Annotated in this window: 24 protein-coding genes; 23 read left to right on the top strand and 1 reads right to left on the bottom strand. The window is 35.4% G+C overall.

The annotated features are described in order from the left end of the window. The first annotated feature begins 77 nt into the window (after positions 1-77). From BST91_RS01625 to BST91_RS01595, 7 genes are all read left to right on the top strand, one after another. Complete coding sequence (locus tag BST91_RS01625; protein WP_085774256.1) at positions 78-1268, top strand: pyridoxal phosphate-dependent aminotransferase; 1191 nt, start codon at positions 78-80, stop codon at positions 1266-1268. Next, positions 1265-2296, top strand: a complete 1032-nt coding sequence (gene murB / locus BST91_RS01620) for a UDP-N-acetylmuramate dehydrogenase (protein WP_085774255.1) — start codon at positions 1265-1267, stop codon at positions 2294-2296. The genes BST91_RS01625 and murB overlap by 4 nt, the downstream gene beginning before the upstream one ends. 85 nt (positions 2297-2381) lie before the next feature. Beyond that, positions 2382-2585, top strand: coding sequence for a hypothetical protein (locus BST91_RS01615; protein WP_042278838.1), 204 nt, complete (start codon positions 2382-2384; stop codon positions 2583-2585). An 11-nt stretch (positions 2586-2596) separates the two neighbouring features. Beyond that, positions 2597-3706 (top strand): glycosyltransferase, encoded by a 1110-nt coding sequence (locus BST91_RS01610; RefSeq protein WP_085774254.1) that lies wholly within the window; start codon positions 2597-2599, stop codon positions 3704-3706. A gap of 45 nt (positions 3707-3751) precedes the next feature. Then, positions 3752-4627, top strand: a complete 876-nt coding sequence (gene lipA / locus BST91_RS01605) for a lipoyl synthase (RefSeq protein WP_042278834.1) — start codon at positions 3752-3754, stop codon at positions 4625-4627. A 9-nt stretch (positions 4628-4636) separates the two neighbouring features. Then, the gene (gene gap, locus BST91_RS01600; protein WP_085774253.1) at positions 4637-5623 is read left to right on the top strand and encodes a type I glyceraldehyde-3-phosphate dehydrogenase; all 987 of its coding nucleotides are present in this window, start codon (positions 4637-4639) and stop codon (positions 5621-5623) included. Between the two features lie 150 nt (positions 5624-5773). Next, complete coding sequence (locus BST91_RS01595; protein ID WP_085774252.1) at positions 5774-8002, top strand: hybrid sensor histidine kinase/response regulator; 2229 nt, start codon at positions 5774-5776, stop codon at positions 8000-8002. Here the strand turns inward: BST91_RS01595 and lpxK are convergent. Beyond that, positions 7982-8965 (bottom strand): tetraacyldisaccharide 4'-kinase, encoded by a 984-nt coding sequence (gene lpxK, locus BST91_RS01590; RefSeq protein ID WP_085774251.1) that lies wholly within the window; start codon positions 8963-8965, stop codon positions 7982-7984. The genes BST91_RS01595 and lpxK overlap by 21 nt on opposite strands. Positions 8966-9008: 43 nt before the next feature. Here lpxK and BST91_RS01585 point away from each other — a divergent pair, with 43 nt between their 5' ends. From BST91_RS01585 to BST91_RS01510, 16 genes are all read left to right on the top strand, one after another. After that, positions 9009-10103 (top strand): Nif3-like dinuclear metal center hexameric protein, encoded by a 1095-nt coding sequence (locus BST91_RS01585; protein WP_085774250.1) that lies wholly within the window; start codon positions 9009-9011, stop codon positions 10101-10103. A 3-nt stretch (positions 10104-10106) separates the two neighbouring features. Further along, positions 10107-10889, top strand: coding sequence for a zinc ribbon domain-containing protein (locus BST91_RS01580; protein WP_060523034.1), 783 nt, complete (start codon positions 10107-10109; stop codon positions 10887-10889). Positions 10890-11035: 146 nt separating this feature from the next. Next, positions 11036-11680 (top strand): peptide-methionine (S)-S-oxide reductase MsrA, encoded by a 645-nt coding sequence (msrA, locus tag BST91_RS01575; RefSeq protein ID WP_060523035.1) that lies wholly within the window; start codon positions 11036-11038, stop codon positions 11678-11680. Between the two features lie 200 nt (positions 11681-11880). Further along, positions 11881-13542, top strand: a complete 1662-nt coding sequence (asnB, locus tag BST91_RS01570; protein ID WP_085774249.1) for an asparagine synthase B — start codon at positions 11881-11883, stop codon at positions 13540-13542. Positions 13543-13716: 174 nt separating this feature from the next. Beyond that, positions 13717-15123, top strand: a complete 1407-nt coding sequence (locus BST91_RS01565; protein ID WP_085774248.1) for an anthranilate synthase component I family protein — start codon at positions 13717-13719, stop codon at positions 15121-15123. After that, the gene (locus BST91_RS01560; RefSeq protein ID WP_085774247.1) at positions 15113-15592 is read left to right on the top strand and encodes a hypothetical protein; all 480 of its coding nucleotides are present in this window, start codon (positions 15113-15115) and stop codon (positions 15590-15592) included. Before BST91_RS01565 ends, BST91_RS01560 begins: the two co-directional genes overlap by 11 nt. 1 nt (position 15593) lies before the next feature. After that, a complete protein-coding gene (locus BST91_RS01555) occupies positions 15594-16160 on the top strand; it encodes an anthranilate synthase component II (protein ID WP_085774246.1) in 567 nt (188 codons plus the stop codon). Then, positions 16161-17159 carry an anthranilate phosphoribosyltransferase gene (trpD, locus tag BST91_RS01550; RefSeq protein ID WP_085774245.1) on the top strand — a complete coding sequence of 333 codons (999 nt, stop codon included), beginning with the start codon at positions 16161-16163 and terminating at the stop codon, positions 17157-17159. Between the two features lie 10 nt (positions 17160-17169). After that, the gene (gene trpC / locus BST91_RS01545; RefSeq protein ID WP_085774244.1) at positions 17170-17973 is read left to right on the top strand and encodes an indole-3-glycerol phosphate synthase TrpC; all 804 of its coding nucleotides are present in this window, start codon (positions 17170-17172) and stop codon (positions 17971-17973) included. Beyond that, a complete protein-coding gene (locus tag BST91_RS01540) occupies positions 17970-18611 on the top strand; it encodes a phosphoribosylanthranilate isomerase (RefSeq protein ID WP_085774243.1) in 642 nt (213 codons plus the stop codon). Before trpC ends, BST91_RS01540 begins: the two co-directional genes overlap by 4 nt. After that, positions 18604-19776 (top strand): tryptophan synthase subunit beta, encoded by a 1173-nt coding sequence (gene trpB, locus BST91_RS01535; RefSeq protein ID WP_042278815.1) that lies wholly within the window; start codon positions 18604-18606, stop codon positions 19774-19776. Before BST91_RS01540 ends, trpB begins: the two co-directional genes overlap by 8 nt. Position 19777: 1 nt before the next feature. Continuing rightward, the gene (gene trpA / locus BST91_RS01530; RefSeq protein ID WP_085774242.1) at positions 19778-20554 is read left to right on the top strand and encodes a tryptophan synthase subunit alpha; all 777 of its coding nucleotides are present in this window, start codon (positions 19778-19780) and stop codon (positions 20552-20554) included. Between the two features lie 162 nt (positions 20555-20716). Further along, entirely contained in the window at positions 20717-21130 is a 414-nt protein-coding gene (locus BST91_RS01525) for an IS1/IS1595 family N-terminal zinc-binding domain-containing protein (RefSeq protein WP_085774241.1), read from the top strand. 114 nt (positions 21131-21244) lie between these two features. Next, on the top strand, positions 21245-22495 hold the full coding sequence (locus tag BST91_RS01520) for a hypothetical protein (RefSeq protein ID WP_085774240.1): 1251 nt from the start codon (positions 21245-21247) through the stop codon (positions 22493-22495). Positions 22496-22512: 17 nt separating this feature from the next. Next, a complete protein-coding gene (locus BST91_RS01515) occupies positions 22513-22776 on the top strand; it encodes a DUF4212 domain-containing protein (protein WP_085774239.1) in 264 nt (87 codons plus the stop codon). 111 nt (positions 22777-22887) lie between these two features. Beyond that, the gene (locus BST91_RS01510) at positions 22888-24675 is read left to right on the top strand and encodes a sodium:solute symporter family protein (protein WP_085774238.1); all 1788 of its coding nucleotides are present in this window, start codon (positions 22888-22890) and stop codon (positions 24673-24675) included. Positions 24676-24708 lie beyond the last annotated feature (33 nt).

The raw sequence follows: 24708 nt of genomic DNA, 5'->3' as shown, positions 1-24708 counted from the left end.
TTATAAAGATAAGCAATCGAATTGTTTTAGTACATAACAGCCTTAAACCTTACTTTTGTATCTCAAAAAAGAAAAAGATGCCACAGATTTCCCAAAAAGGTACAGCAATGCCTTCATCACCAGTGAGAAAACTGGTACCATTTGCAGAACAAGCAAAGAAAGAAGGAAAGCATATCTACCAACTTAATATAGGTCAACCAGACATTAAAACACCAGAACAAGCTATTAATGCTGTTCAAAGCGCTAATATTGAAGTACTATCTTACAGCCACAGTGCAGGTAATCAATCCTATAGAGATAAATTGATCGCCCATTATAACAAGCTTGGATTTGGATTGGAAGACGATAATATTATTGTTTCTACTGGAGGAAGCGAGGCGCTATTATTCACTATGGGAAGTATTTGTGACTATGGTGACGAGGTCATTATTCCAGAACCATTTTATGCCAACTATAATGGATTTGCAACTGCTAGTGGTGTAACTGTAAAGCCTATTGAAACTAGCATAGAGAACAATTTTGCTTTACCAGCCATCAGTGAATTTGAAAAGTTAATTACCGATAAAACTAAAGCTATCCTTATTTGTAATCCAGGAAACCCTACTGGCTACCTGTATACTAAAGAGGAAATGCAACAACTAGCTGATCTTGTTATAAAACACGATTTATTTCTAGTTGCCGATGAGGTGTATAGAGAATTTGCTTATGACGGTCGCGAGCATTTTTCAGTATTAAGCATGAAAGAATTAGACAATCATGCTATTATGATTGATTCCGTTTCAAAACGTTACAGTATGTGCGGTGCTCGTATAGGTTGCATGGTTTCTAAAAATAAAGAGGTAATGGCAACCGCCATGAAATTTGCACAAGCCAGATTGAGCCCACCTACATTTGCTCAAATAGCTGCCGAAGCTGCATTAGACACACCACAAACCTATTTTGATCAAGTAATAAATGAATACATAGAGCGTAGAGATATTCTAATCGCCGGACTCAAAGAAATCCCAGGAGTGACCGTAGCAAACCCTGGCGGAGCTTTCTATTGTGTAGCTCAATTACCTGTAGAAGATACCGATGTTTTTGCACAATGGATCCTAGAAAACTTTGACGTTGATGGTGAAACAATAATGGTTGCACCGGCGGCAGGCTTTTACTCAACACCAGGAATGGGTAAAAATCAAATACGAATTGCCTATGTCCTTGAAAAAGAATCGTTGAAAAAAGCAGTTAATATATTAGACCAAGCCCTTAAAGCCTACAATTCTTGATTCAAGTAAATCACAATTTTTCCCTCAAGGAGTTTAATACTTTTGGTATTTCCGCTTTCGCGAAAGCGTACTCACCTACAAACTCTATTGAACAACTTAAGGAAACTTTATCTTACTACCGTCGTGAAACTATTTTTTTACTTGGCGGCGGTAGTAATATGTTGATTACCCAGGATATTGAAACCCCTGTAATTCATGTTTTAATAAAAGGAATTAAGGAAGTCTATAGAGAAAACACTACCGTTAGACTACAAGCAATGGCTGGTGAAAACTGGCACGAGTTTGTGATGTATTGCATTTCAAAACAATATGCGGGCGTTGAAAACCTAGCTCTTATCCCAGGTAATATAGGGACCTCTCCTATCCAAAACATAGGTGCTTATGGAGTTGAATTAAAGGATGTTTTCTATTCATGTACGGTTCTGGATTTAAAGACCCAAGAGGAGAAAACATTGTTCCTTGACGATTGTAAATTTGGGTACAGAGATTCCATATTTAAAAATGAAGCTAAAGGTAAGTACGTAATTACCTCTGTCACGCTAGAGCTTACTGACTTAAACCTTACTGAAAAGTATCAAGTAAAAACAAGCTATGGAGCTATCCAAGAAGAGCTTAATAAACTAAATAAGGGAGAAAGTATTGATCAAATAGCTCAGGCTGTAATCAATATTAGAAGTAGTAAATTACCCGATCCTAAACTATTAGGAAACAGTGGTAGCTTCTTTAAAAATCCAATTATTGATAAGGCTGCTTACCATAAACTACTAGAATTGAATGATGACATCCCATCATATCCAGTAAACGATGATCAGGTTAAAGTACCTGCAGGATGGCTCATTGATAAATGTGGACTTAAAGGATACAGGGATGGCGATGCGGCTGTTCATGATAAACAAGCACTAGTACTGGTTAATCATGGTAATGCTACTGGATCTGACATTATAAATTTAGCTCGATTTATACAAAACCAGGTTTATTCAAAATTTGGAATAAAAATTCATCCTGAAGTAAACTTAATTAAGCAGTAATACCATTGAAACTGTTTATCTTATCATTAAGATAAAATTAGTGTAATGTTCAATCTAAGTAGATTGTAAATTGTATTTTTGCACTATGAAATTATTTCTCATATCATTTGGTCTATTAGCTCTTGCAGTTGCTGGTATCGCAATTAAAATTTGGGGTAAAAAAGATGGTAAATTTGCCGGAACATGTGCAAGTCAAAACCCTTATCTAAACAAGGATGGAGAAGCCTGTTCACTATGTGGTAAGTTACCAGAAGAGCAGGATTGTAAAAACGACACAGCACAAGCTTAAATTTTTCATTAATGAGCATTGCTGACTGGCCTTTATTTCTATTCGGCATTATTGCCTTGATAAATATCATTTACTATGTATTCTTTAGTAAATTTATTTTTCAAAAAAATAGTACACAAGCACAATCCAGCGATGATCCTGTATCCGTAATTGTATGTGCAAAAAACGCAGCGCAACATCTTAAGAAGAATATTCCCTTTTTGCTAGATCAAATTCACCCGGATTATGAGATCATTATTGTAAACGATGCTTCCATAGATGACTCTCTTGATGTCATAGAGCAATTTATGGAGCAAGACGATAAAGTTCACCTAGTTAATGTGGTCAACAATGAAAGCTTTTGGGGCAACAAGAAGTACGCGCTTACTTTAGGAATAAAGAAAGCACGTCACGACAAATTATTATTTATTGATGCTGATTGTAAACCAGCGACAGAATATTGGATTACTGAAATGAGTGCTCACTACGGCATGGATAAGCAACTTGCTTTGGGTTACGGTGGTTATAGTAAGATAAAAGGTAATTTGCTCAATGCATTAGTTCGCTTTGAGACAGCTATAACCGCAATGCAGTACTTTAGTTATGCCTTATGGGGTAATCCGTATATGGGAGTAGGACGTAATTTAGGTTACACAAGTAAGCTTTTCTACGACACTAGCGGCTTTATGTCTCACATGAAGATTATGGGTGGTGATGATGACCTTTTTGTGAACGAGGCTGCAACCAAAAAAAACACTAGTGTAGTTACATCACCTAAATCATTTACAACAAGCGATTCAAAAAACAACTGGGCAGCCTGGTGGCGTCAAAAACGAAGACATATCAACACAGCTCAATATTATAAATCAAGCCATAAGTTCTTATTAGGGCTTTTTTATCTTTCGCAGTTTGGATTCTTTATCACTATGGCATTAGCATTTTCCTTTTCGCCCTGGGAATTTGTTACCGCAATTGTTATTACTAGATACATTACCTCTTGGATAGTTGTTGGGTCTAGTTTATCTCGCTTTCGCGAAAGCGATATCATCATTATCTATCCAATTTTAGAACTACTACTTATATTTTCACAACTAGGATTATGGATGCATAACAATATCCAGAAACCGACACAGTGGAACTAAGACAGTTTTAAGGTTTATTACCGACTCATTCACTAAATTTGTAGTATGAATACAGTACAAGAATCAGTAGCACCACCAACTAAAGGTAAACCAAAATGGTTAAGGGTAAAATTACCTGTAGGCCAAAAGTATAAAGAACTGCGTGGCACTGTAGATAAGTATAAACTACATACAATTTGTACAAGTGGTAGTTGTCCAAACATGGGAGAATGCTGGACAGAAGGAACTGCTACGTTCATGATTCTAGGTAATACCTGTACAAGATCTTGTGGATTTTGTGGAGTAAAAACGGGTAGACCAGATGATGTCGATTGGGCAGAACCTGAGAAAGTAGCACGTTCCATCAAGCTCATGGGAATTAAACATGCTGTAATCACGAGTGTAGATCGTGACGACCTTAAAGATATGGGATCTATCATTTGGCAAGAAACTGTAGCTGCCATAAGAAGAATGAATCCAGAAACAACTTTAGAAACTCTTATACCAGATTTTCAAGGAAATAGAAGAAACCTAGACCGTATCGTCGAGGCTAATCCCGAGGTTGTTTCACATAATATGGAAACCGTACGTCGCCTTACTCGTGAGGTAAGAATACAAGCAAAATATGATCAAAGTTTGGGTGTTCTTAAATACTTAAAAGAGCAAGGAATTAATCGAACTAAATCTGGTATAATGCTAGGTCTAGGAGAGCAAGAAGATGAGGTAATTCAAACCATGCGTGATTTAAGAGATCATAATGTTGACGTCGTGACTATAGGTCAGTATTTACAACCTAGTAAAAAGCACTTACCGGTTAAAGAATTTATAAAGCCAGAGCAATTTAAAAAATATGAGACCATTGGTCTAGAAATGGGTTTCCGTCATGTAGAAAGTGGCGCACTAGTGCGTAGCTCCTACAAGGCTCATAAACACATTTTATAATTACTATTTATGGTTAGAGTTGCTATAAACGGCTTTGGACGTATAGGTCGTACTTTTCTAAGAACCACATTGTCTCGTAACGATCTTGAAGTTGTTGCCATAAATGACATTGCCCCTATTGAGGTGATGGCTCATTTGTTCAAATATGATAGCATTCATGGTATAACTGATGCTGAGGTTTCTTTTGAAAATCAAGATTTAATTATTAATGGGTCAAGAATAGCTTATAGCACTCAACACAGTCTTAACGATCTCAATTGGAGAAATGTTGATATTGTAATTGAAGCAACTGGTAAATTCAAACATAAATCTCAACTTTCTAAACATTTAGATGCAGGTGCCAGTAAAGTTATTTTAAGCGCACCGCCTATTGACGACGATATTAAGACAATTGTGCTAGGTGTTAATGAAGAAATTCTAGACACTTCGGATTTGATTGTATCCAATGCTAGTTGTACAACAAACAATGCTGCTCCCTTAATTAAAGTAGTAAAGGACTTGTGCGGAATTGAAAATGCTTACATTTCTACAGTTCACAGCTATACTAGTGACCAAAGTTTGCATGATCAACCTCACCGAGATTTACGAAGGGCAAGAGCAGCAGCACAATCTATTATACCTACTACCACAGGTGCTGCTAAAGCATTAACTAAAGTATTTCCAGACTTGAGTAATGTTATAGGCGGTTGTGGCATAAGAGTTCCAGTTCCCAATGGCAGTTTAACAGATATGACAATTAATGTTGAAGAAGTTGTAAGTATAGAACAAGTGAATAAAGCCTTCTATGAATATGCAGCTATAAACAATACGATCATGGAGTACACAGATCTGCCCTACGTTTCAAAGGACATCGCAGGATCTCCTTATTCGTGCGTGTTTGATTCCAGTATGACATCAGTAATAGGAAAGATGGTCAAACTAATTGGGTGGTACGATAATGAGACAGGATATTCCAATCGCCTTGCAGATTTGTCAGCAAAAATCAGTACCCTTTAAAGGGTATTTTATCGACGAACTGCATTATAATGAGGTAATTCGTATATTATTTAATATACTCAGAAATTAGAATGATATATTTGTTAGGCTAAAAAATACAGTATTAATCTTTTACGAAACATAGCGCTACTATTCGCACAATTATGTTGCGTGTTTGCTTTTGGACAAGTTTCCAATAGTGAAACAAATCAAGGGTTGAATACTGCATCTCGAGTTCTACTAGAACGAGTAGAAGGACTTATTGATTCACGAGATTTTGATGAAGCTAAATCATTGATCATTGATTCTAGAACATTAATCAATGATGACTATGGTGATCGTTTACTCGATCTTTATTTCATAGAACTAGAGTTAGAATCCTCTTCAGGAGAAAATCCTACATTACCTTTTGTGCAATTTAAAGACGAGGAATTATCGCAGGATGCTTTCATTTATTTGGAGTATTTAAAAGGTAGAAGAGCATTCTTGAAAAAAGAATTCTCTAAAGCTGACTCCTTATTTACATCTACCTTTTCGATTACCAAAAAATTAGGTGACACTCATAGATTATTTTTGAAATCGGAATTATATACTGCTCAACTTAACTTTTTTGAAAAAAATTATACGGTTACTACTGCGGTACTTAACGATCTTATCCCTAGACTTGAAGAAAAAGGTCTGGAATATGAACAAACTCAAGCTTACCTTACTTTAGGAGAAATTGCACATTCTAAAAATAATTATGAAGAAGCAAATATTTATTATAGCCTAGCTCAGATACTCATTAAAGAAAATCAATTTCCTCTTCTCGAAATTAAGCTTTATAAGTTGTTTGCGCAGCATTACAGAGATCTACAAGATTATCAAAATAGCTTAGTATATCTAGAAAAGCATGTTCAAACTATTGAAGATAATGGTTTTATCGGTGGCGAAAATGCTAAACAACTTTCTAGTTTAAATGGTGAAATTGAGTCATTAAAAGGAATAATTGCCCAAAAGGACAAGGAATTAGAAAACAAGGAGAACTACTACATCATACTTTGTATGTTTATTACTCTTTTAACAATCACTTCATTAGCATTGTTTAGACGTAATATACTCAAAGCAAAACGTAACAGCCGACTTGCTCATGAAAAATCGGCACTTATAAATGAGCGTAATAAAGCACAAGATGCTGCACAAATCAAAGCAGATTTTTTATCTACCATTACGCACGAATTACGAACTCCTATGTATGCCGTTACGGGTCTTACACATTTACTTTTAAGTTCATCTCCTAGAGATGATCAACAAGAACATTTAGAAACATTAAAGTCCTCAGGTGAATATCTTTTATCTCTTATAGACAACATTCTTGACTTTAATAAACTAGAAGCCAACAAAGTAGAGTTAGAAGAAATAAAATTTGATTTAAGAAAACGAATTGCAGATATAGTTAAAACTCTAGACAAACAGGTCAAGGATAAAAACAATAAAATTGTGATTATTCATGATGAAGCTATTGCTAGTTCCTTAGTTGGAGATCCAGTAAAGATTTCTCAGATTTTAATTAATCTCTTAGGAAATAGTATCAAGTTTACAAGTAACGGTACTATTACTATAAAAACTAAACTAATTAAAAAATCTAAAGAAAAGAGTAAGATTTTATTTGAAGTTCAGGATACTGGAAAAGGGATATCCAAGGATAGACAAGAACAAATTTTTGAAAATTTCACCCAAGAAAATATAGAAACTGCACGTGAACACGGTGGTACAGGCTTAGGACTTGCTATTGTTAAGAAGTTAGTTACTCTTATGGGTAGTGAAATAAAGCTCGAAAGCGAAGTTGGTAAAGGAAGTGTTTTTTCTTTTGCAATAGATTTTAATAATCCAGATAGTAATTCTTTTGTTGATCAATTAGATAGTAATAATACTAAGGCACCAACACCTACTCCAATCGCAGTTTACGGATCTCATGATGAAGTTCCTACACCTGCCAAAACAGCTCCTATTTTAAAAACTGAAACTCCAGAATTTGAAATATTAAAAGGGAAAAAAGTTCTCATAGTTGAGGACAACAAAATCAATCAAATGATTACTAAGAAAATTCTTGAACAAAAAGAATTTATATGTGATGTAGCAAATAACGGTGAAGAAGCTGTTGCTATGGCTAGAGCAAACGAGTATGACCTTATCCTTATGGACATTCATATGCCAGTCATGGATGGAAAAAGAGCGACTGTCGAAATTCGCAAATTCAACTCTAAAACTCCACTACTTGCCCTTACTGCTGTAACACTAGAAAATGCTCAAGATGAATTGATAGAAATAGGTTTTGATGACATTATACCAAAACCTTTTAAAATGGATGAATTCTTTGGAAAGATTCAAAGAGCTTTCTCAAATATTCAAATCATTTAATTCAAGTTTGTTCCCTAAGAACTTATTTTTTATTGGTAGATAAAAAAGATTGAGCTGCTTAAACTTTTTAAGCTTAACATAATCCTTTTCTGTAGTGATAATAACATCTTCGCTCCAATTTTGAAGCGTTGAATGATTATAATCGAAATGGTCTTGATAAGTATAGGTAACTACATTATTTAGATTTTCCTCTAAATGTTTAAAAAAGAAGGCAGGTTTTGCTATTCCAGCTACTGCGGCGATCGTCTGATTGTCTAGTGATTTAAGTGGAAACAATTCTCCTTCACTAATTACATTTTGTTGATAATCAATGTAGCTGAAAAATAACTTTTGCTCAGGCAGTACTCGTAGTTTCTTTTTAATTTCCAGTCTATTTTGATCAGTTAGATCAACTGGGCATTTTGTAACTACAATACAAGTGGCCCTACTAGCACCTTTGCGAGATTCTCTTAAATTACCAGCAGGTAATACAAAATCATCGCTATAAAGCTTGTCATAACTAGTAAGTAAAATATAGTCACTTGCCTTTACATATCTATGTTGATAAGCGTCGTCTAGGATAATTACATCTACAGTATTTTCGGAAATTATTCTATCAATACCTTCAACTCTACTTTCACATACAGCACTTATAATAGAATTTCCAAATTTCTGTTTGATTTGAACAGGTTCATCTCCAACTTCCTTTGGAAGTGAATCAGTACCGACATATTTAAAACCTCTTGTTTTACGTCCATAACCTCTGCTCAATACTGCTACACGTTTATTCGCAAGTAAATCAATCAGATACTCCACCATGGGTGTTTTTCCCGTTCCGCCAGTACTTAAATTACCTACAGCAATAACTGGAATATCGTACGATTTGGAAACGAGTAACCCTTTATCAAATGCCCAATTACGGACTCTAGTAATACCATCGTACAAGACAGAAAATGGATATAAAATAAGCCGCCATTTTATCATAACCCAAAAGTAGACTAATTTTACATTAGATTAAATCTGGTTTATGACAGTTATTAAAGACATTACCAATTACATAGAAAAATTAGCACCGTTACGTTATGCCGAGGACTTTGACAATGTAGGTCTTTTAGTGGGATCTTACGAAACACCAATAACTGGCGTTTTAGTAACCTTAGACTGCTTAGAGAATGTGGTAGATGAAGCAATTGACAAATCCTGTAATTTAATTGTAGCATTTCACCCTATAATCTTTAAAGGAATTAAAAATTTAAGACCAGATGATTATGTCAAACGAGTTATAATTAAAGCTATCAAAAATGATATTGCAATCTATGCGACGCACACGGCACTAGACGTTGCACACGGTGGTGTGAGTTATAGAATGGCACAAGAACTAGGTTTACAAAATTTAAAGACCCTTGCACCTAAAAATAATCTCATTAAAAAACTCACCACCTACATACCTATTGAGCATTTCGATCAAGTACAAAATACTTTATTCCAATCCGGCGCTGGACACATAGGTAATTACAAGGAATGCGGTTTCAGTGTTGATGGTGACGGAACGTTTAAAGGCAATGAATTAAGCAATCCACAATATGGAGTGTCAGGATTTCGATCTACAGAAAAAGAAAAACAATTACATATAATCTATTTACCTCATCTCGAATCAAAAATCCTCAAAACACTCAAAGAATCTCATCCCTATGAGGAAGTTGCGTATGAAATAGTAACATTGGAAAATTCATACCAAAAAATTGGGATGGGTTGTGTAGGAGAATTTCCTGAAGAGTTAGAAATAGAAGATTTTATATCAACACTTAAGTCCACTTTTAACCATAATGCGATAAGAACTTCGCTTTCGCGAAAGCGTACTATCAAAAAAGTTGCAGTGTTAGGAGGATCTGGGGCTTTTGCTATTCAAAACGCAAAAAGCTATGGTGCAGATGCTTACGTAACCGCAGATTTAAAATACCACGATTTTTTTCAAGGTCAAGATATTCTATTGTGCGATATTGGACATTATGAGAGTGAGCAGTTTACAAAAAATCTTTTAACTGAATATCTTACTGAAAAATTTACTAATTTTGCAATTCTTTGTGCACAAGCGCAAACAAACCCAGTAAACTATTATTAGACGATGGCAAAAAAGAACGAAGCTACTGTAGAACAGAAGTTAAGAGAACTTTACAACCTACAATTAATTGATTCTAGAATAGATGAGATACGTAACGTACGAGGAGAACTACCTCTAGAGGTTCAAGATCTAGAAGATGAAGTAGCAGGTTTAAATGCACGTATAGGGAAACTAAATGTTCATTTAGAAGAATTGCAAGGTAACATCAGTGATAGAAAAAACTTGATTGAAGAGGCTAAAGCCTTGATCTCGAAATACACTGAACAACAAAAAAATGTTAGAAACAATCGTGAGTTTAACTCGCTTTCTAAAGAAATAGAATTTCAAGAGCTAGAAATCCAACTAGCTGAGAAGCACATTAAGGAATTTAAAGCTCAAATCGAGCAGCAAAAACAAGTGATCGATCAAAGTAAACAAAAACTATCTGATCGTGAAGAGCACTTAAAGCATAAAAAATCTGAGCTTGAAGAGATCCTTAAGGAAACTGAAAAGGAAGAAAATGCGTTGCTTAAACTATCGAACGACTACTCAACTAAAATTGAAGACCGTTTAATTAAAGCATACAAGCGCATTAGAGAAAGTGTACGTAATGGTCTAGCTGTAGTTCCTATTGAACGTGGCGCTTCTAAAGGTTCCTTTTTTACTATTCCACCGCAAGTACAGGTGGAAATTGCTAGTCGTAAAAAAATAATTACTGACGAGCACTCTGGACGTATATTGGTAGATGCAGCCCTTGCAGAAGAACAAGCTGAAGAAATGCAAAAAACTTTTTCTAAGGTCAAATAATTATCCTTAAAAAAACTTACTTGAAAAACCTCAACTATACGTTGAGGTTTTTTATTATATCCTTTTGTGATAGTTCTGTTACAGCTTTTAACGGCTCTTTAATATGGCTGGATTAACCTAATATCTAGTTTTGAAAAAAATATAATATGAAACTTTTAATGTATACGCTTTTGGTTTTAATAAACACAGCATGTGGAAATGAAACCAAAGAAATCACGCAGCAAGAAATCACCTATGCAACTCCTGTTGAAGTCCCTGCACAAGACGGGATGGAAAGAGCTTATTTTGCTAGTGGATGTTTTTGGTGTGTTGAGGAGATCTACGAAAACGTACAAGGTGTTAGTGAATCCATTTCTGGTTATTCTGGCGGTACCATGCAGAATCCAACCTATCGTAATCACGGCAACCATGCAGAGGCAAATGAAATCATCTATGACCCAAATAAAGTTAGTTTTAAAACGCTAGTTGACGTTTATTTTGCTTCCCAAAATATTGAGCAAGTTAACGGTCAAGGACCTGATATTGGAAAAGCATATCGTAGCATTATCTTTTATCAGAATGACGAGCAGAAACAGATTATTCAAAATAAAATTGAGGCTTTAACAAAAGAAGGCTACAAAGTTGCAGCAGAAGTAAAAGCTTTTCAAAAATTTTGGGTAGCCGAAGATTATCATCAAGATTACGCACGATTACATCCTAACAATAGTTACATACAAAACATCTCTATTCCTAGATTCAATCGTTTTGCTGCTAAGATGCCTGAGGTCATTAAAAAAAATGGCTCACACTAGTTGATTTTTAAACTCAGTTTTGATTTTAAAAATTTTATTCTATCTTTGACACATGTTAAAAATAATAATAATATCAATTCTAATAATAATTTATTGCGAAAGCGATGAAGTAGACTTGATATTTATACATATTACAAAAGGCCTACTTCATAGTAGGCCTTTTTTTATTAAATAAATTTAAACCAAAAAAACCAACAATTATGTGCGGAATAGTAGGAGTCTTTGAACTTAAAAAAGACAGTAAAGAACAACGTCAATCAGTATTAGAACTATCAAAAAAATTAAGACATCGTGGTCCAGATTGGTCTGGAATATATTGTGGTGAAAAAGCTATACTTGCTCACGAAAGACTAACTATTGTTGATCCACAATCGGGAGGACAACCCTTGTATAGTCCAGATGGTAAAGTTGTACTTGCAGTTAACGGTGAAATATACAACCACCAAGAAATCAGAAAGCAATACGATGACTATGAATTTCAAACCAAATCAGACTGTGAAGTTATACTAGCCTTATACCAAGAAAAAGGTGTAGACTTTCTAGATGATTTAACAGGCATGTATGGATTTGCACTATACGACAGTGAAAAAGATGTTTTTCTTTGTGCAAGAGATCATCAGGGAATAATACCCTTATATTATGGAACTGACGAACTAGGTCAATTCTATGTTGCTAGTGAATTAAAAGCCTTGGAAGGAACATGCAACGAAATTTCACCTTTCCCACCAGGACATTACTATTACAGTGAAGATAAAGATTTCACAAAATGGTATGATAGAGATTGGAAAGAATATGATGCAGTTAAATCAAATGTAAGCTCAGTTGCCGACTTACGTAAGGCCATGGAAGAATCAGTAAAACGTCATCTTATGAGTGATGTACCTTATGGTGTTTTATTATCAGGTGGTTTAGATAGCTCTCTAGTAAGTGCAGTCGCAAAGAAATTTGCATCTAGAAGAGTAGAGACGGGAGATCATGCCGATGCGTGGTGGCCTCAACTACACAGTTTTGCAATAGGACTTAAAGGCAGCCCAGATCTAGCAGCAGCACAGGTAGTAGCAGACCATATAGGTACCGTGCACCACGAGGTAAACTTTACTATTCAAGAAGGGTTAGATGCGATTAAAGACGTCATTTATTATTTAGAAACGTACGACGTTACAACTGTAAGAGCATCAACACCAATGTATTTATTAGCTAGAGTGATTAAGTCTATGGGTATAAAAATGGTTTTATCAGGTGAAGGAAGTGACGAGATTTTTGGTGGTTATCTTTACTTTCATAAGGCACCAAATGCGGAAGAATTTCATAAAGAAACAGTTCGCAAACTAGACACCTTACATCTTTATGATAACTTGAGAGCAAATAAATCACTTGCAGCTTGGGGAATCGAAGGAAGAGTTCCTTTTCTAGATAAAGAATTTATGGATGTTGCAATGAGATTAAATCCAGAAGATAAGATGTGCAGTAATGGAAAAATGGAGAAGCATATTTTAAGAGAAGCCTTTGAAGACTATCTTCCTAAAAGTGTAGCGTGGCGACAAAAAGAGCAATTTAGTGATGGTGTAGGCTATAGCTGGATAGATACTCTAAAAGAAATGGTTGAAAAGGAAGTTACTGATGAAATGATGGAAGCAGCTCCTTATAAATTTAAAATTAATCCACCACAAAACAAAGAAGAATACTACTACCGCAATATTTTCAGTACACATTTTCCTAGTGACGCTGCTGCCAGTTGTGTACCTAGTTTAAAGTCTGTTGCATGTTCCACACCTGTAGCTCTTGAATGGGATGAAGCATTTAAAAATATGAATGACCCTTCTGGAAGAGCTGTTAGTGGAATTCATGATGATGGATATTAAAATTTTGCTAACTCTTGTTTGTTTCAAAATGCAGTAGTAACTTTGACCACATGTTTACAAGAACTCTTCATACTTGGTGGTGGAATAATACAGCTCAATAGCCGTAAAGTCACCTGTATGTTTAAATAATTTAAATGGTCTACTTTACGGTAGACCATTTTTTTTTGATATGAAATGAATAAAATATTTAAAGCAAAAACAACTCACCGGGAAATTCTAGCAGATACGCTTACACCTGTAAGTATTTATTTAAGAGTAAGGGACAAGTATCCTAATAGCATCTTACTGGAGAGTAATGAATACGGACAGCGCAATAATAGCTACTCTTTCATTTGCTGCAACCCTATAGCATCATTTGAATTGACAAATGAAGAAGAAATTTCGGTTTTTCCTGATGGCAAAAAATCTGTCATAGATCTAAAAAAGGAGTATCGCCTAACCTCTGGTCTTGAGAATTTCAAAAATCATTTTGAACAGCAAGATCACGAATTCGCATTTCCCATTGAAGGTCTATATGGTTATTTAAGTTATGACGCCGTTCAACATTTTGAAAATATTGAATTCCGCTTTCGCGAAAGCGAAAACATACCACTCGCCTACTATCAGGTTTTTCAAAATGTAATTGTATTTGATCATTTTCATAATCAATTATATGTATTTGATCACGTCTACGAAAATTATATAAGTAGATTAGACGAGGTGTGTTCTATCATCACCCATCGTGATATTGCCACTTACAATTATTATAACACAGGAGAGGAAAGCTCTGAGATGAACGATCAATCCTTTAAAGAATTAGTAAAACAAGGAAAAGCCCATTGTAAACGAGGTGATGTTTTTCAGATTGTACTTTCTAGAAAATTCAAGCAATCCTTTAAAGGAGATGACTTTCAAGTATACCGTCAATTACGAGCTATAAATCCTAGTCCCTATTTATTTTATTTTGACTACGGTAATTTCAGAATATTTGGCTCGTCACCAGAGGCTCAATTAATCGTAAAAAACGATTATGCCAGTATTCAACCTATAGCAGGTACTTACAAAAGAACAGGCAATGACACAGCTGACTATGAAGCTGCTCAAAAGCTTAAAAACGATCCTAAGGAAACTGCGGAACATGTTATGTTAGTGGACCTAGCTCGTAATGATTTAAGCAGACATGCAAGAAATGTTCGAGTACAGGACTATCAAAGTATTCACTTTTACTCGCACGTAATTCACATGGTAAGTAAGGTAACTGGAAAAATTCTCGATGAAAAAGACCGATTAGAACTTGTGGGAGATACCTTTCCAGCTGGAACATTAAGCGGCGCTCCCAAACACAATGCCATGCAATTAATTGATAAATACGAAAAAAGTAATCGTGAATTTTATGGTGGTGCGATAGGCTATTTAGGTTTTGACGGAAATTTTAATCACGCCATTATAATCCGTAGTATTTTATCAAGAAATAATCAATTGGAATTTAGAGCTGGTGCAGGTGTTGTAATTGAAAGCAATATCGAAGATGAGACACAAGAGGTTTATAACAAAACAAACGCATTAAGAAAAGCAATAAAATTAGCAAATCATGAAAAATAAGTTTTTGACATTTTTAGCATTTATAGCAATATTGAGTTGCACAACTGGGAGCAAGAAAATTTTTTATGTGGATTACATTGAAAATGAAAATACAATGAGTCTTCCTTATGTAAACAATTTTTATTTGCCAAAAGGAGAAAATATTAATTTATTGACTAAAGATGAAATCATTCAAGCATATTCGACAGAGTCTTTAGTCAATAGCACAGTTTTTCCTTATGAAAATTTCTACGTATACATTATTAAGAAACAATATAGAAATGAACAGAAGCAAGACATTATTGAAATTATTTTGAGGACTGTAAATGATGAAAATAAGATTTTAGACTCTTTTAAACTTGCTGAGTCTGGAGGAACAGAATATTGTGATGGCTTTTTGACAGAAAGTTTATCCATCGAAAGAGAATGTAATGGTTTTGTTGACAAATACTATATAGACAAGGAGTCCGGTAAATTCATCCAACAGTAACATGAAGAAAATAATTTTAATAGACAACTACGACAGCTTCACTTACAATCTAGTGCATTATCTAGAAGATCTTAATGCAGACGTAACGGTTGTGCGCAACGATGAAATTTCACCAGAGGATTGTGAAAAGTATGATGCTGTTGTACTATCACCAGGACCGGGAATTCCTAGCGAGGCTGGAAATTTATTACCAATCATTCAATATATGAAAGACAAAAAGCCACTTTTAGGAATTTGTCTAGGACACCAGGCTATTACAGAAGTTTTTGGTGGTGAAATCATCAATCTAGAGAAGGTTTATCATGGTTTATCCACAAAAATGACTCATAGGAACGATGAATTATTTAAGGACATCCCATCTCAATTTGATGCAGGTAGGTATCACAGCTGGGTAGCAAAAAAAGAGGTTTTTCCAGATGAATTACAAATAACAGCTACAGATGAAAACGATCAAATAATGGCTCTCAGACATTCAACCTTACCAATTTACGGAGTTCAGTTTCATCCAGAAAGCATCATGACACCACATGGAAAAAAAATGCTAGCTAACTTCCTAAATATCATTTAAATGAAAGAAGTTTTAACAGCCTTGTTTGAACATAGAACGCTTTCGCGAAAGCGAGCTCACGAAATCCTTACTGCCATAACAAGTGGTGAGGTAAACGCTAGTCAAATTGCAGCCTTCCTTACGGTATATGGAATGCGCAGTATCACTGTCGAGGAACTTGCAGGGTTTAGGGATGCAATGCTAGAGCAGGCACTTTTGGTAGACCTACAAAAATATAACCCAATCGATCTTTGTGGTACTGGCGGTGATGGCAAGGACACTTTTAATATAAGCACACTGGCCAGTTTTGTAACCGCAGGTGCTGGGATTCCCGTCGCAAAACATGGTAACTATGGTGTAAGTTCTGTGAGTGGATCTAGTAATGTCATGGAATATCTAGGCTTTAAATTTACAAACGACCTAGATTTAATAACCAAGCAAATTGAAAAGACTAACATCACTTTTCTTCATGCGCCCTTATTTCATCCGGCTATGAAAGCAGTTGCTCCTATCAGAAAAGAGTTAGGAGTAAAAACATTCTTCAATATGCTAGGACCGTTAGTTAATCCTGCTAGACCCAGATTACAAAGCGTAGGAGTTTTTAATTTACAACTAGCTCGTAATTATGAGTACTTATTTCAAACAGAACCTGATAAGAAATATGCCATTTTACATGCGCACGATGGATACGATGAAGTAAGTTTAACTAGTAATACAAGGGTTGCAACACATGATGGAGTTAAAGACCTATCTCCACAAGATTTTAATCTAAATCAATTAAAAGCTGATCAAATTTACGGTGGTAACACGGTAAAAGAGGCTGCAAAAATTTTTACCAATGTACTTGAAAACAAAGCAACTCCCGAACAGCAAAACGTAGTAATTGCAAATGCTGCCACAGCCATATCAATCGCAAGAAACATCTCGTTAAAACAAGCGGTAATTGTTGCTAAAGATTCATTAGAGAGTGGTAAAGCATTAAGTAGCTTCAAAAGCTTATTAAATATTCATCACGCATAAACGAATTATAATGTCGGATATTTTAGAAAAAATCACCTTACAAACCACTAAGGATGTTATTCAACGACGATCCTTGAAAAGCATACAAGATTTAAGAGAAATGCCTCTTTATTCTCGTAAAACCTTGTCACTTCATGAATCCATTAAAAAAGGTAGCGGCATTATTGCAGAGCATAAACGTCAAAGCCCTAGTAAGGGCAGCTTCAATTGTCCTGCATCTCTTGATGAGGTTGTGTTGGGTTATGAAAAGGCAGGTGCAAGCGCAATAAGCTGTTTAACTGACACTCCATTCTTTGGCGGAAGTTTACAAGATCTTGAACAAGCCAGAAAACTGATAAACATCCCTATACTAAGAAAGGATTTTATCGTGGACATGTATCAAATTCATGAAGCAAAAGCCTTTGGTGCAGATGCTATTTTATTGATAGCAGCCTGTCTATCTAATGAACAACTTACTACTTTGGCTAATGAAGCACTCAATCTAGAATTAGAAATTCTATTTGAAGTTCACAACTTAACTGAGTTAGAAAGTATTAAGAAGGTTACTAAAAACTTGGATCCTGAAAAATTTATAATTGGAGTTAATAACAGAGATCTAAAAAGGTTCAAAACAGACATTCAAAACAGTATTGATTTATTGCCTCATTTTCCTGAGAACGTAATTGCAATAAGTGAGAGTGGCATCTCAAATCCAGCAACTGTAAAAAAACTTCAATCTATAGGTTTTAAAGGTTTTTTAATCGGTGAAAATTTTATGAAAACCGATCAACCTGGTATAAGCTGTTCTACTTTTATTAAAGAAATCACAGTATGATTATAAAGGTTTGTGGCATGCGTGAGCCCAAAAATATAGAAGCACTCCAACAGCTGGATATTGACTTTATGGGTATAATCAAATACCCGAAAAGCAAAAGGTTTGTCGATCAAGATCAATCCCTAGCCATAGAGCAACTAACAATGAATAAAGGCACTGTTGGCGTTTATGTAAACGCCAGTATGCAAGAGATTCTCAATGATATTATTCCTTTACAGTTAGACGTTGTTCAATTACATGGTGATGAGAATCCCGCTTTCGCGAAAGCATTGCTAGAATTAGATCTCAAAATTTTTAAAGCTTTCCAAATAAGTCCCGACTATGATTTTGATAGTTTACGCAATTGGGAATCCCTAGCGGCAGAGCATCCGGGTAAGGTTTTTTTCCTTTTTGATACAGCAACCAAACATTATGGAGGATCCGGGAAAAAATTCAATTGGTCAATACTTGAAAACTATAAAGGAAATGTGCCCTTTATACTAAGTGGTGGGATAGGTCCAAATGATGCAACAAACCTTAAAAACCTAAACCATGAAATGTTATTAGGAGTTGATTTGAACTCTCAGTTTGAAATTAGTCCTGGTGAAAAAAATATAGAAACGATTAAGCAATTTATAAAAGAACTACGCAATGAGTAAGTACCAAGTGAATGAACAAGGCTTTTATGGAGAATTCGGTGGTGCCTTTATACCAGAGTTATTGTACCCTAATATTGAAGAATTAAAGGAAAATTATCTCGCTATTGAAAAAAGTGAAAGTTTTCAAAACGAATTCCAACAGTTACTTAAGGACTACGTTGGTAGACCTACTCCTTTATTTCTAGCCCAAAGATTATCTGAGAAATATGGTGCAGAAATCTGGTTAAAACGTGAAGATTTATGTCACACTGGTGCTCACAAAGTTAATAATACGATTGGTCAGATCTTACTTGCTCAACGATTAGGTAAAAAAAGAATCATTGCAGAAACTGGTGCTGGTCAACATGGTGTAGCAACTGCTACGGTTTGTGCTCTTAAGGGTCTTGATTGTATCGTGTATATGGGCGAAAAAGACATTGAACGCCAAGCACCAAATGTAGCGCGCATGAAAATGCTAGGTGCTACTGTAAAACCTGCTACTAGCGGATCCAAAACATTAAAGGATGCTACTAATGAGGCTATGAGAGACTGGATCAATAATCCTGAAGACACGCATTATATTATAGGTTCTGTAGTAGGACCTCATCCTTATCCAGATATGGTAGCTAGGTATCAATCTGTTATTTCACAAGAAATTAAAAATCAAATGGATGGTTTGCCTGATTATGTAATTGCATGTGTAGGTGGTGGATCAAATGCTATGGGTGCATTTTACCATTTTCTTGATGATCCATCGGTAAAATTAGTTGGTGTTGAAGCCGCTGGGTTAGGAATACATACCGACAAAACAGCCGCTACATTAAACCTAGGAACTCCAGGAGTGCTCCACGCAAGTCGTAGTATAATGATGCAAGACAAGGACGGACAAGTTATAGAACCGCATAGCATAAGTGCTGGTTTAGATTATCCAGGAATAGGTCCAGCCCACGCATGGTTAAAAGTAAGTGAACGAGCACAATATATGGCTGTCACAGATGAAGATGCACTCAAGGCTGCTGTTGAATGTAGTCGATTAGAAGGTATTATTCCTGCATTAGAAACTGCTCATGCTTTTTCAGTCCTTAAAGACTTAGACCTAAAATCAACTGATAGGGTAGTCATTAATCTTTCTGGTCGTGGTGATAAAGACATGAACACTTATATGAATGAATTGAATCTCAAATAATATGATCTCGAATAAACTCACGAAATTATTCAACCGTAAGTCGACTGATTTACTCAATATATTTTTCACCGCAGGTTATCCTAAATTAGAGGATACAACAACTATCCTAAATGAATTAGAGAAATCTGGCGTAGATCTTATTGAAATTGGAATTCCATTCAGCGATCCACTAGCAGATGGCCCTACTATTCAAGAAAGTTCTAAAATAGCATTAGAAAATGGTATGAGTATCGAGGTACTGTTTAATCAATTGGAAACCTCAAAACATGATGTTCCAGTACTGCTTATGGGCTATTTTAATCCAGTAATGCAATATGGTATAGAACATTTTTGTAAAAGATGTAAGGATGTCGGTGTGGATGGATTGATAATTCCTGATTTACCATTAGAAGTTTATGCTTCACAATACAAGCATTTGTTCGAGAAATATGATTTATGCAATGTATTTTTAGTCACGCCTCAAACCTCAACAAACCGCATAAAACAAATAGATGAATTTTCTAATGGTTTCATTTACGCGGTAAGTAGTGCTAGCACTACAGGTACCAAATCCAATTTTGACGATGCTAGCGAGTATTTGAACAAATTAAAATCACTTAATCTTAAATCGCCGATTTTAACGGGATTTAATATTAAAACAAGAGAAAACTACCTAGCAGCATGCAAGCACGTGAATGGAGCAATCATAGGTAGTGAATTCATCCGTCAGATTTCAAATCCGAAATCATCTTTACAAGATACCGTTAAAGACTTTGTTTCAAGTATCAAGAATGACTAACTATTGAAGATCATAGTAAATAAAAAGGCCACACAATTGTGTGGCCTTTTTATTTATTAAAATTCATGAATATGGATTTAAGCAACCACTAACTTGATAATAAAATAAGTTAAAAATCATATTATTGCTAATTTACTATATTTATGCAAAATTAATATAGTTATGAAAATTTGCCCTAACTGTTCCTCTCAAAATCAGATAAAAAGCGGTGTTATTAAAGGTAGACAACGTTACAAATGTAAAGATTGTAACTATAATTTTACCGTTGAAAAAATGGGTAAGAAGATTGATGATTACTATGTCAACAAAGCACTTCAATTATATCTTGAAGGACTCACTTACAGAGAAATAGAGCGTATTTTAGGTATATCACATGTAAGCGTGATGAATTGGGTGAAAAAATATAAAATCAAAAGACCTTACAATAATAAATACCATCCAACTTATAAAATATTAAATCACACAGAACTAGCCAACTACTTCTCAAATATCAATGAATTAAAGGGCGCTGGTGTAGTAGTAACAGAACTTGGCGATAAATTCATGCTTATAAAATGGGAACGATTTAAAGATTAAAAACTATACTATTACCAAATAACTATATTAAATTTTCCTTAACATAAGTTTTTATAGAGGTTAGTAGTGCGATTAATTTGATGATCGCATAACCAAACTCTTAATTATAAACTTATGAAAAACAAGTACATCCCTTTACTTCTATTTCTATTTACAGCTTCCTTTCTGGGCTTTAGTCAAGGCGCTACAGAATATACCGGAGGAATGAAAGTGAAATTAAATGAAGATGGTTCCAAGTATTTCAGAATTATCTCATGGGCTCAATTTTGGGCACAACACACTGATAATACAACGCTCAATTCCACAGGTAACGAAGAAGCCGATCTTAATTTTTCTATTAGACGTGCCCGCATTCTTATGTATGCGCAACTAACTAAAAAATTCCTGATCCTAACTCATTTTGGTCTTAACAGTCAAAATGCCAACAACATGGGACCTGTTGGTAAAAGTGATAGCTCTCAACTTTTCTTTCATGACGTATGGGGTGAATGGCAGTTAACTACAGATCATTCAATAGGTGGTGGATTGCATTATTGGAATGGAATATCAAGAGCCAATAATCAAAGTACCTTAAACATGCTCACATTAGACAACAATCGTCAAAGTTGGTCCACCATAGGGTTGAGTGATCAATTTGCTAGACACATGGGCGTTTACTTAAAAGGTAAATTTGGTAATTTACAATACCGAGTTTCAGTAAATGAAGCTATCACAAACAGTCTAGACATCAATGGTACGCCTACCATAAACACAGCAACGTACAATGGTCGTGCTATTTTGGGTGGTGCAGAGGCTAGTAAGAACTATGCTGGTTATTTTGATTATAACTTTCTTGATCAAGAAAGTAATTTTTTACCTTATAAAGTAGGTTCCTATTTGGGTAGTAAACGAGTATTCAATATAGGAGCTGGTTTCTTTTATCATCCTAACGGTTCTACAATTCTTGATGCTCAAACTAATGATTTTATAGGTGAAGATGTTTCCATTTTCTCATTAGATGCTTTCTATGACGCACCATTAGGTGACAATGGATCTTCAATTACTGCCTATTTACAATATCAAAACAGCAACTATGGTGAAAATTTCACCTTAGGTCAAACCTATGAGACAGGTAGTATGCTTTATACGCATGTAGGGTATCTATTACCTGGAGAGACAGATCGAAAAGTAAAAATACAGCCGTATACTTCCTTTAACTACCGCAGTATAGATGCTATAAATGACAACGCCACTAGAATTGGGATCGGTGGCAATCTATATTTCACAGGCCATCATTCAAAGTTGTCCGTTGAATATTCAAATCAAAAATATGGTAATCTAGATGCAGTAGGAACTTTTACTGTTCAAGGAATGATATATCTGTAACCTAAAAATAATTAATTATGTCTGATAAAAAATCAAATGCAACAGCATATTGGAAAGAGAACATCAAATATCTTGTAGGACTCTTACTCATATGGTTTCTAGTTTCATACGGCGCCGGAATTCTTTTTAAGGATGCTCTTAATCAATTCAGGTTAGGTGGATTTAAACTTGGGTTTTGGTTTGCCCAACAAGGCTCTATTTATGTTTTCGTCATACTCATTTTCGTTTATGTACGCATTATGAATAAGCTAGACAAAAAATACGGTTTTGACGAAGACTAGTATTTAAAATCATTATACAAATGGTAGTGTTTAAGTACGCTTTCGCGAAAGCGAGATTATCAAAAATCTCATTCACTACAATATCAAATAACACTAAAAAACTTTTCAATTATGGATGTTCAAATTTGGACTTATATTCTAGTAGGAGTCACCTTTGCCTTATACATAGGTATCGCTATCTGGTCACGAGCAGGTTCTACTAAAGAATTTTATGTAGCCGGTGGTGGCGTTTCACCACTTGCTAATGGTATGGCTACCGCAGCAGACTGGATGAGCGCCGCATCATTTATCTCTATGGCAGGAATTATTGCCTTTGCCGGATATGACGGCTCGGTTTACCTCATGGGCTGGACTGGTGGATACGTACTACTAGCCTTATTACTAGCCCCTTACCTAAGAAAGTTTGGAAAATTTACAGTACCAGACTTCATAGGAGATCGTTATTATTCTAAAACCGCCCGACTGGTAGCAGTTTTTTGTGCTCTACTAGTTTCCTTTACTTATGTAGCTGGACAAATGCGAGGCGTAGGACTTGTGTTTTCACGTTTCTTAGAGGTTGAGATCAACACAGGTGTGATCATAGGTATGATAATCGTATTATTTTATGCGGTTTTAGGAGGTATGAAAGGAATAACCTATACTCAGGTAGCACAATATTGTGTTTTAATATTTGCCTTTACCGTTCCTGCAATTTTTATCTCTATCCAAATGACAGGAAACCCTATTCCACAATTAGGAATGGGTAGTGAAATGGTAGATGGATCTGGATATTTACTGGATAAACTAGATGGATTAAGTACAGAATTAGGTTTCAATGCCTATACAGATGGTTCAAAATCTATGATTGATGTATTTGCAATTACTCTTGCTTTAATGGTAGGTACCGCAGGATTACCTCATGTAATTGTCCGTTTTTTCACGGTGAAACGTGTAAAAGATGCTCGCAAAAGTGCAGGATGGGCCTTGTTACTTATTGCAATTCTTTATACCATGGCACCTGCAGTAGCAGTATTTGCAAAAACTAATATGATTGACAGTGTAGTTGGTAAATCCTATGCCGATCAACCAGAATGGTTAAAGAACTATGAAGAAATTGGATTGATTGCATGGGCAGATAAAAATGGAGATGGAAAAATTCAATACGGGCCTGGAAATGCATTTGCAGGTAATAAAAACAAACCTATGTATGATGCAAAAAATAGAACTGCAATCGGCAATAGAATTACCACAAATGCAGATACTGCTGTAGCCAACGAACTTTATGTAGATAGAGACATTATGGTTCTTGCAAATCCTGAAATTGCAAATTTACCTAATTGGGTAATCGCTCTGGTTGCTGCCGGTGGTCTTGCTGCAGCTTTATCTACAGCAGCAGGATTATTGTTAGTTATTTCTTCATCTGTATCTCATGATTTAATCAAAAAGGTAGTAAATCCTAATATCTCAGAAAAAGGCGAGTTAATCGCTGCACGTTTAAGTGCTGTAGGTGCTGTGTGTGTAGCTGGTTATTTTGGTATCAATCCGCCAGGATTTGTGGCTGCTGTTGTGGCATTAGCTTTTGGACTAGCTGCTGCATCATTTTTCCCTGCGATTATACTGGGAATTTTCTACAAGCGTATGAATAAAGAAGGTGCTATTGCTGGTATGGTTGTAGGTATCGTTTGTATGCTACTTTACATGATAAAATATAAATTAGGATGGTTTGATGCCACCTTACCTAGTAAAGAAGAATGGTGGTTTGGTATCTCTCCAGAAGGGTTTGGTAGCATCGCTATGCTCGTAAACTTTGTGGTAAGTCTTGTGGTATGTCACTTGACTAGCGCTCCTCCAAAAGACGTTCAGGAAATTGTGGAGAACATTCGTATTCCTAGTGGTGCTGGTGAGGCTACTGGACATTAATAATTACAAACCTGGTAACATGCAAGGTTTCCC

The sequence above is a fragment of the Nonlabens tegetincola genome, from assembly GCF_002117085.1.
GTDB classification, from domain to species: Bacteria; Bacteroidota; Bacteroidia; order Flavobacteriales; family Flavobacteriaceae; genus Nonlabens; species Nonlabens tegetincola.
This window is presented reverse-complemented; position numbering and strand designations above follow the sequence as displayed.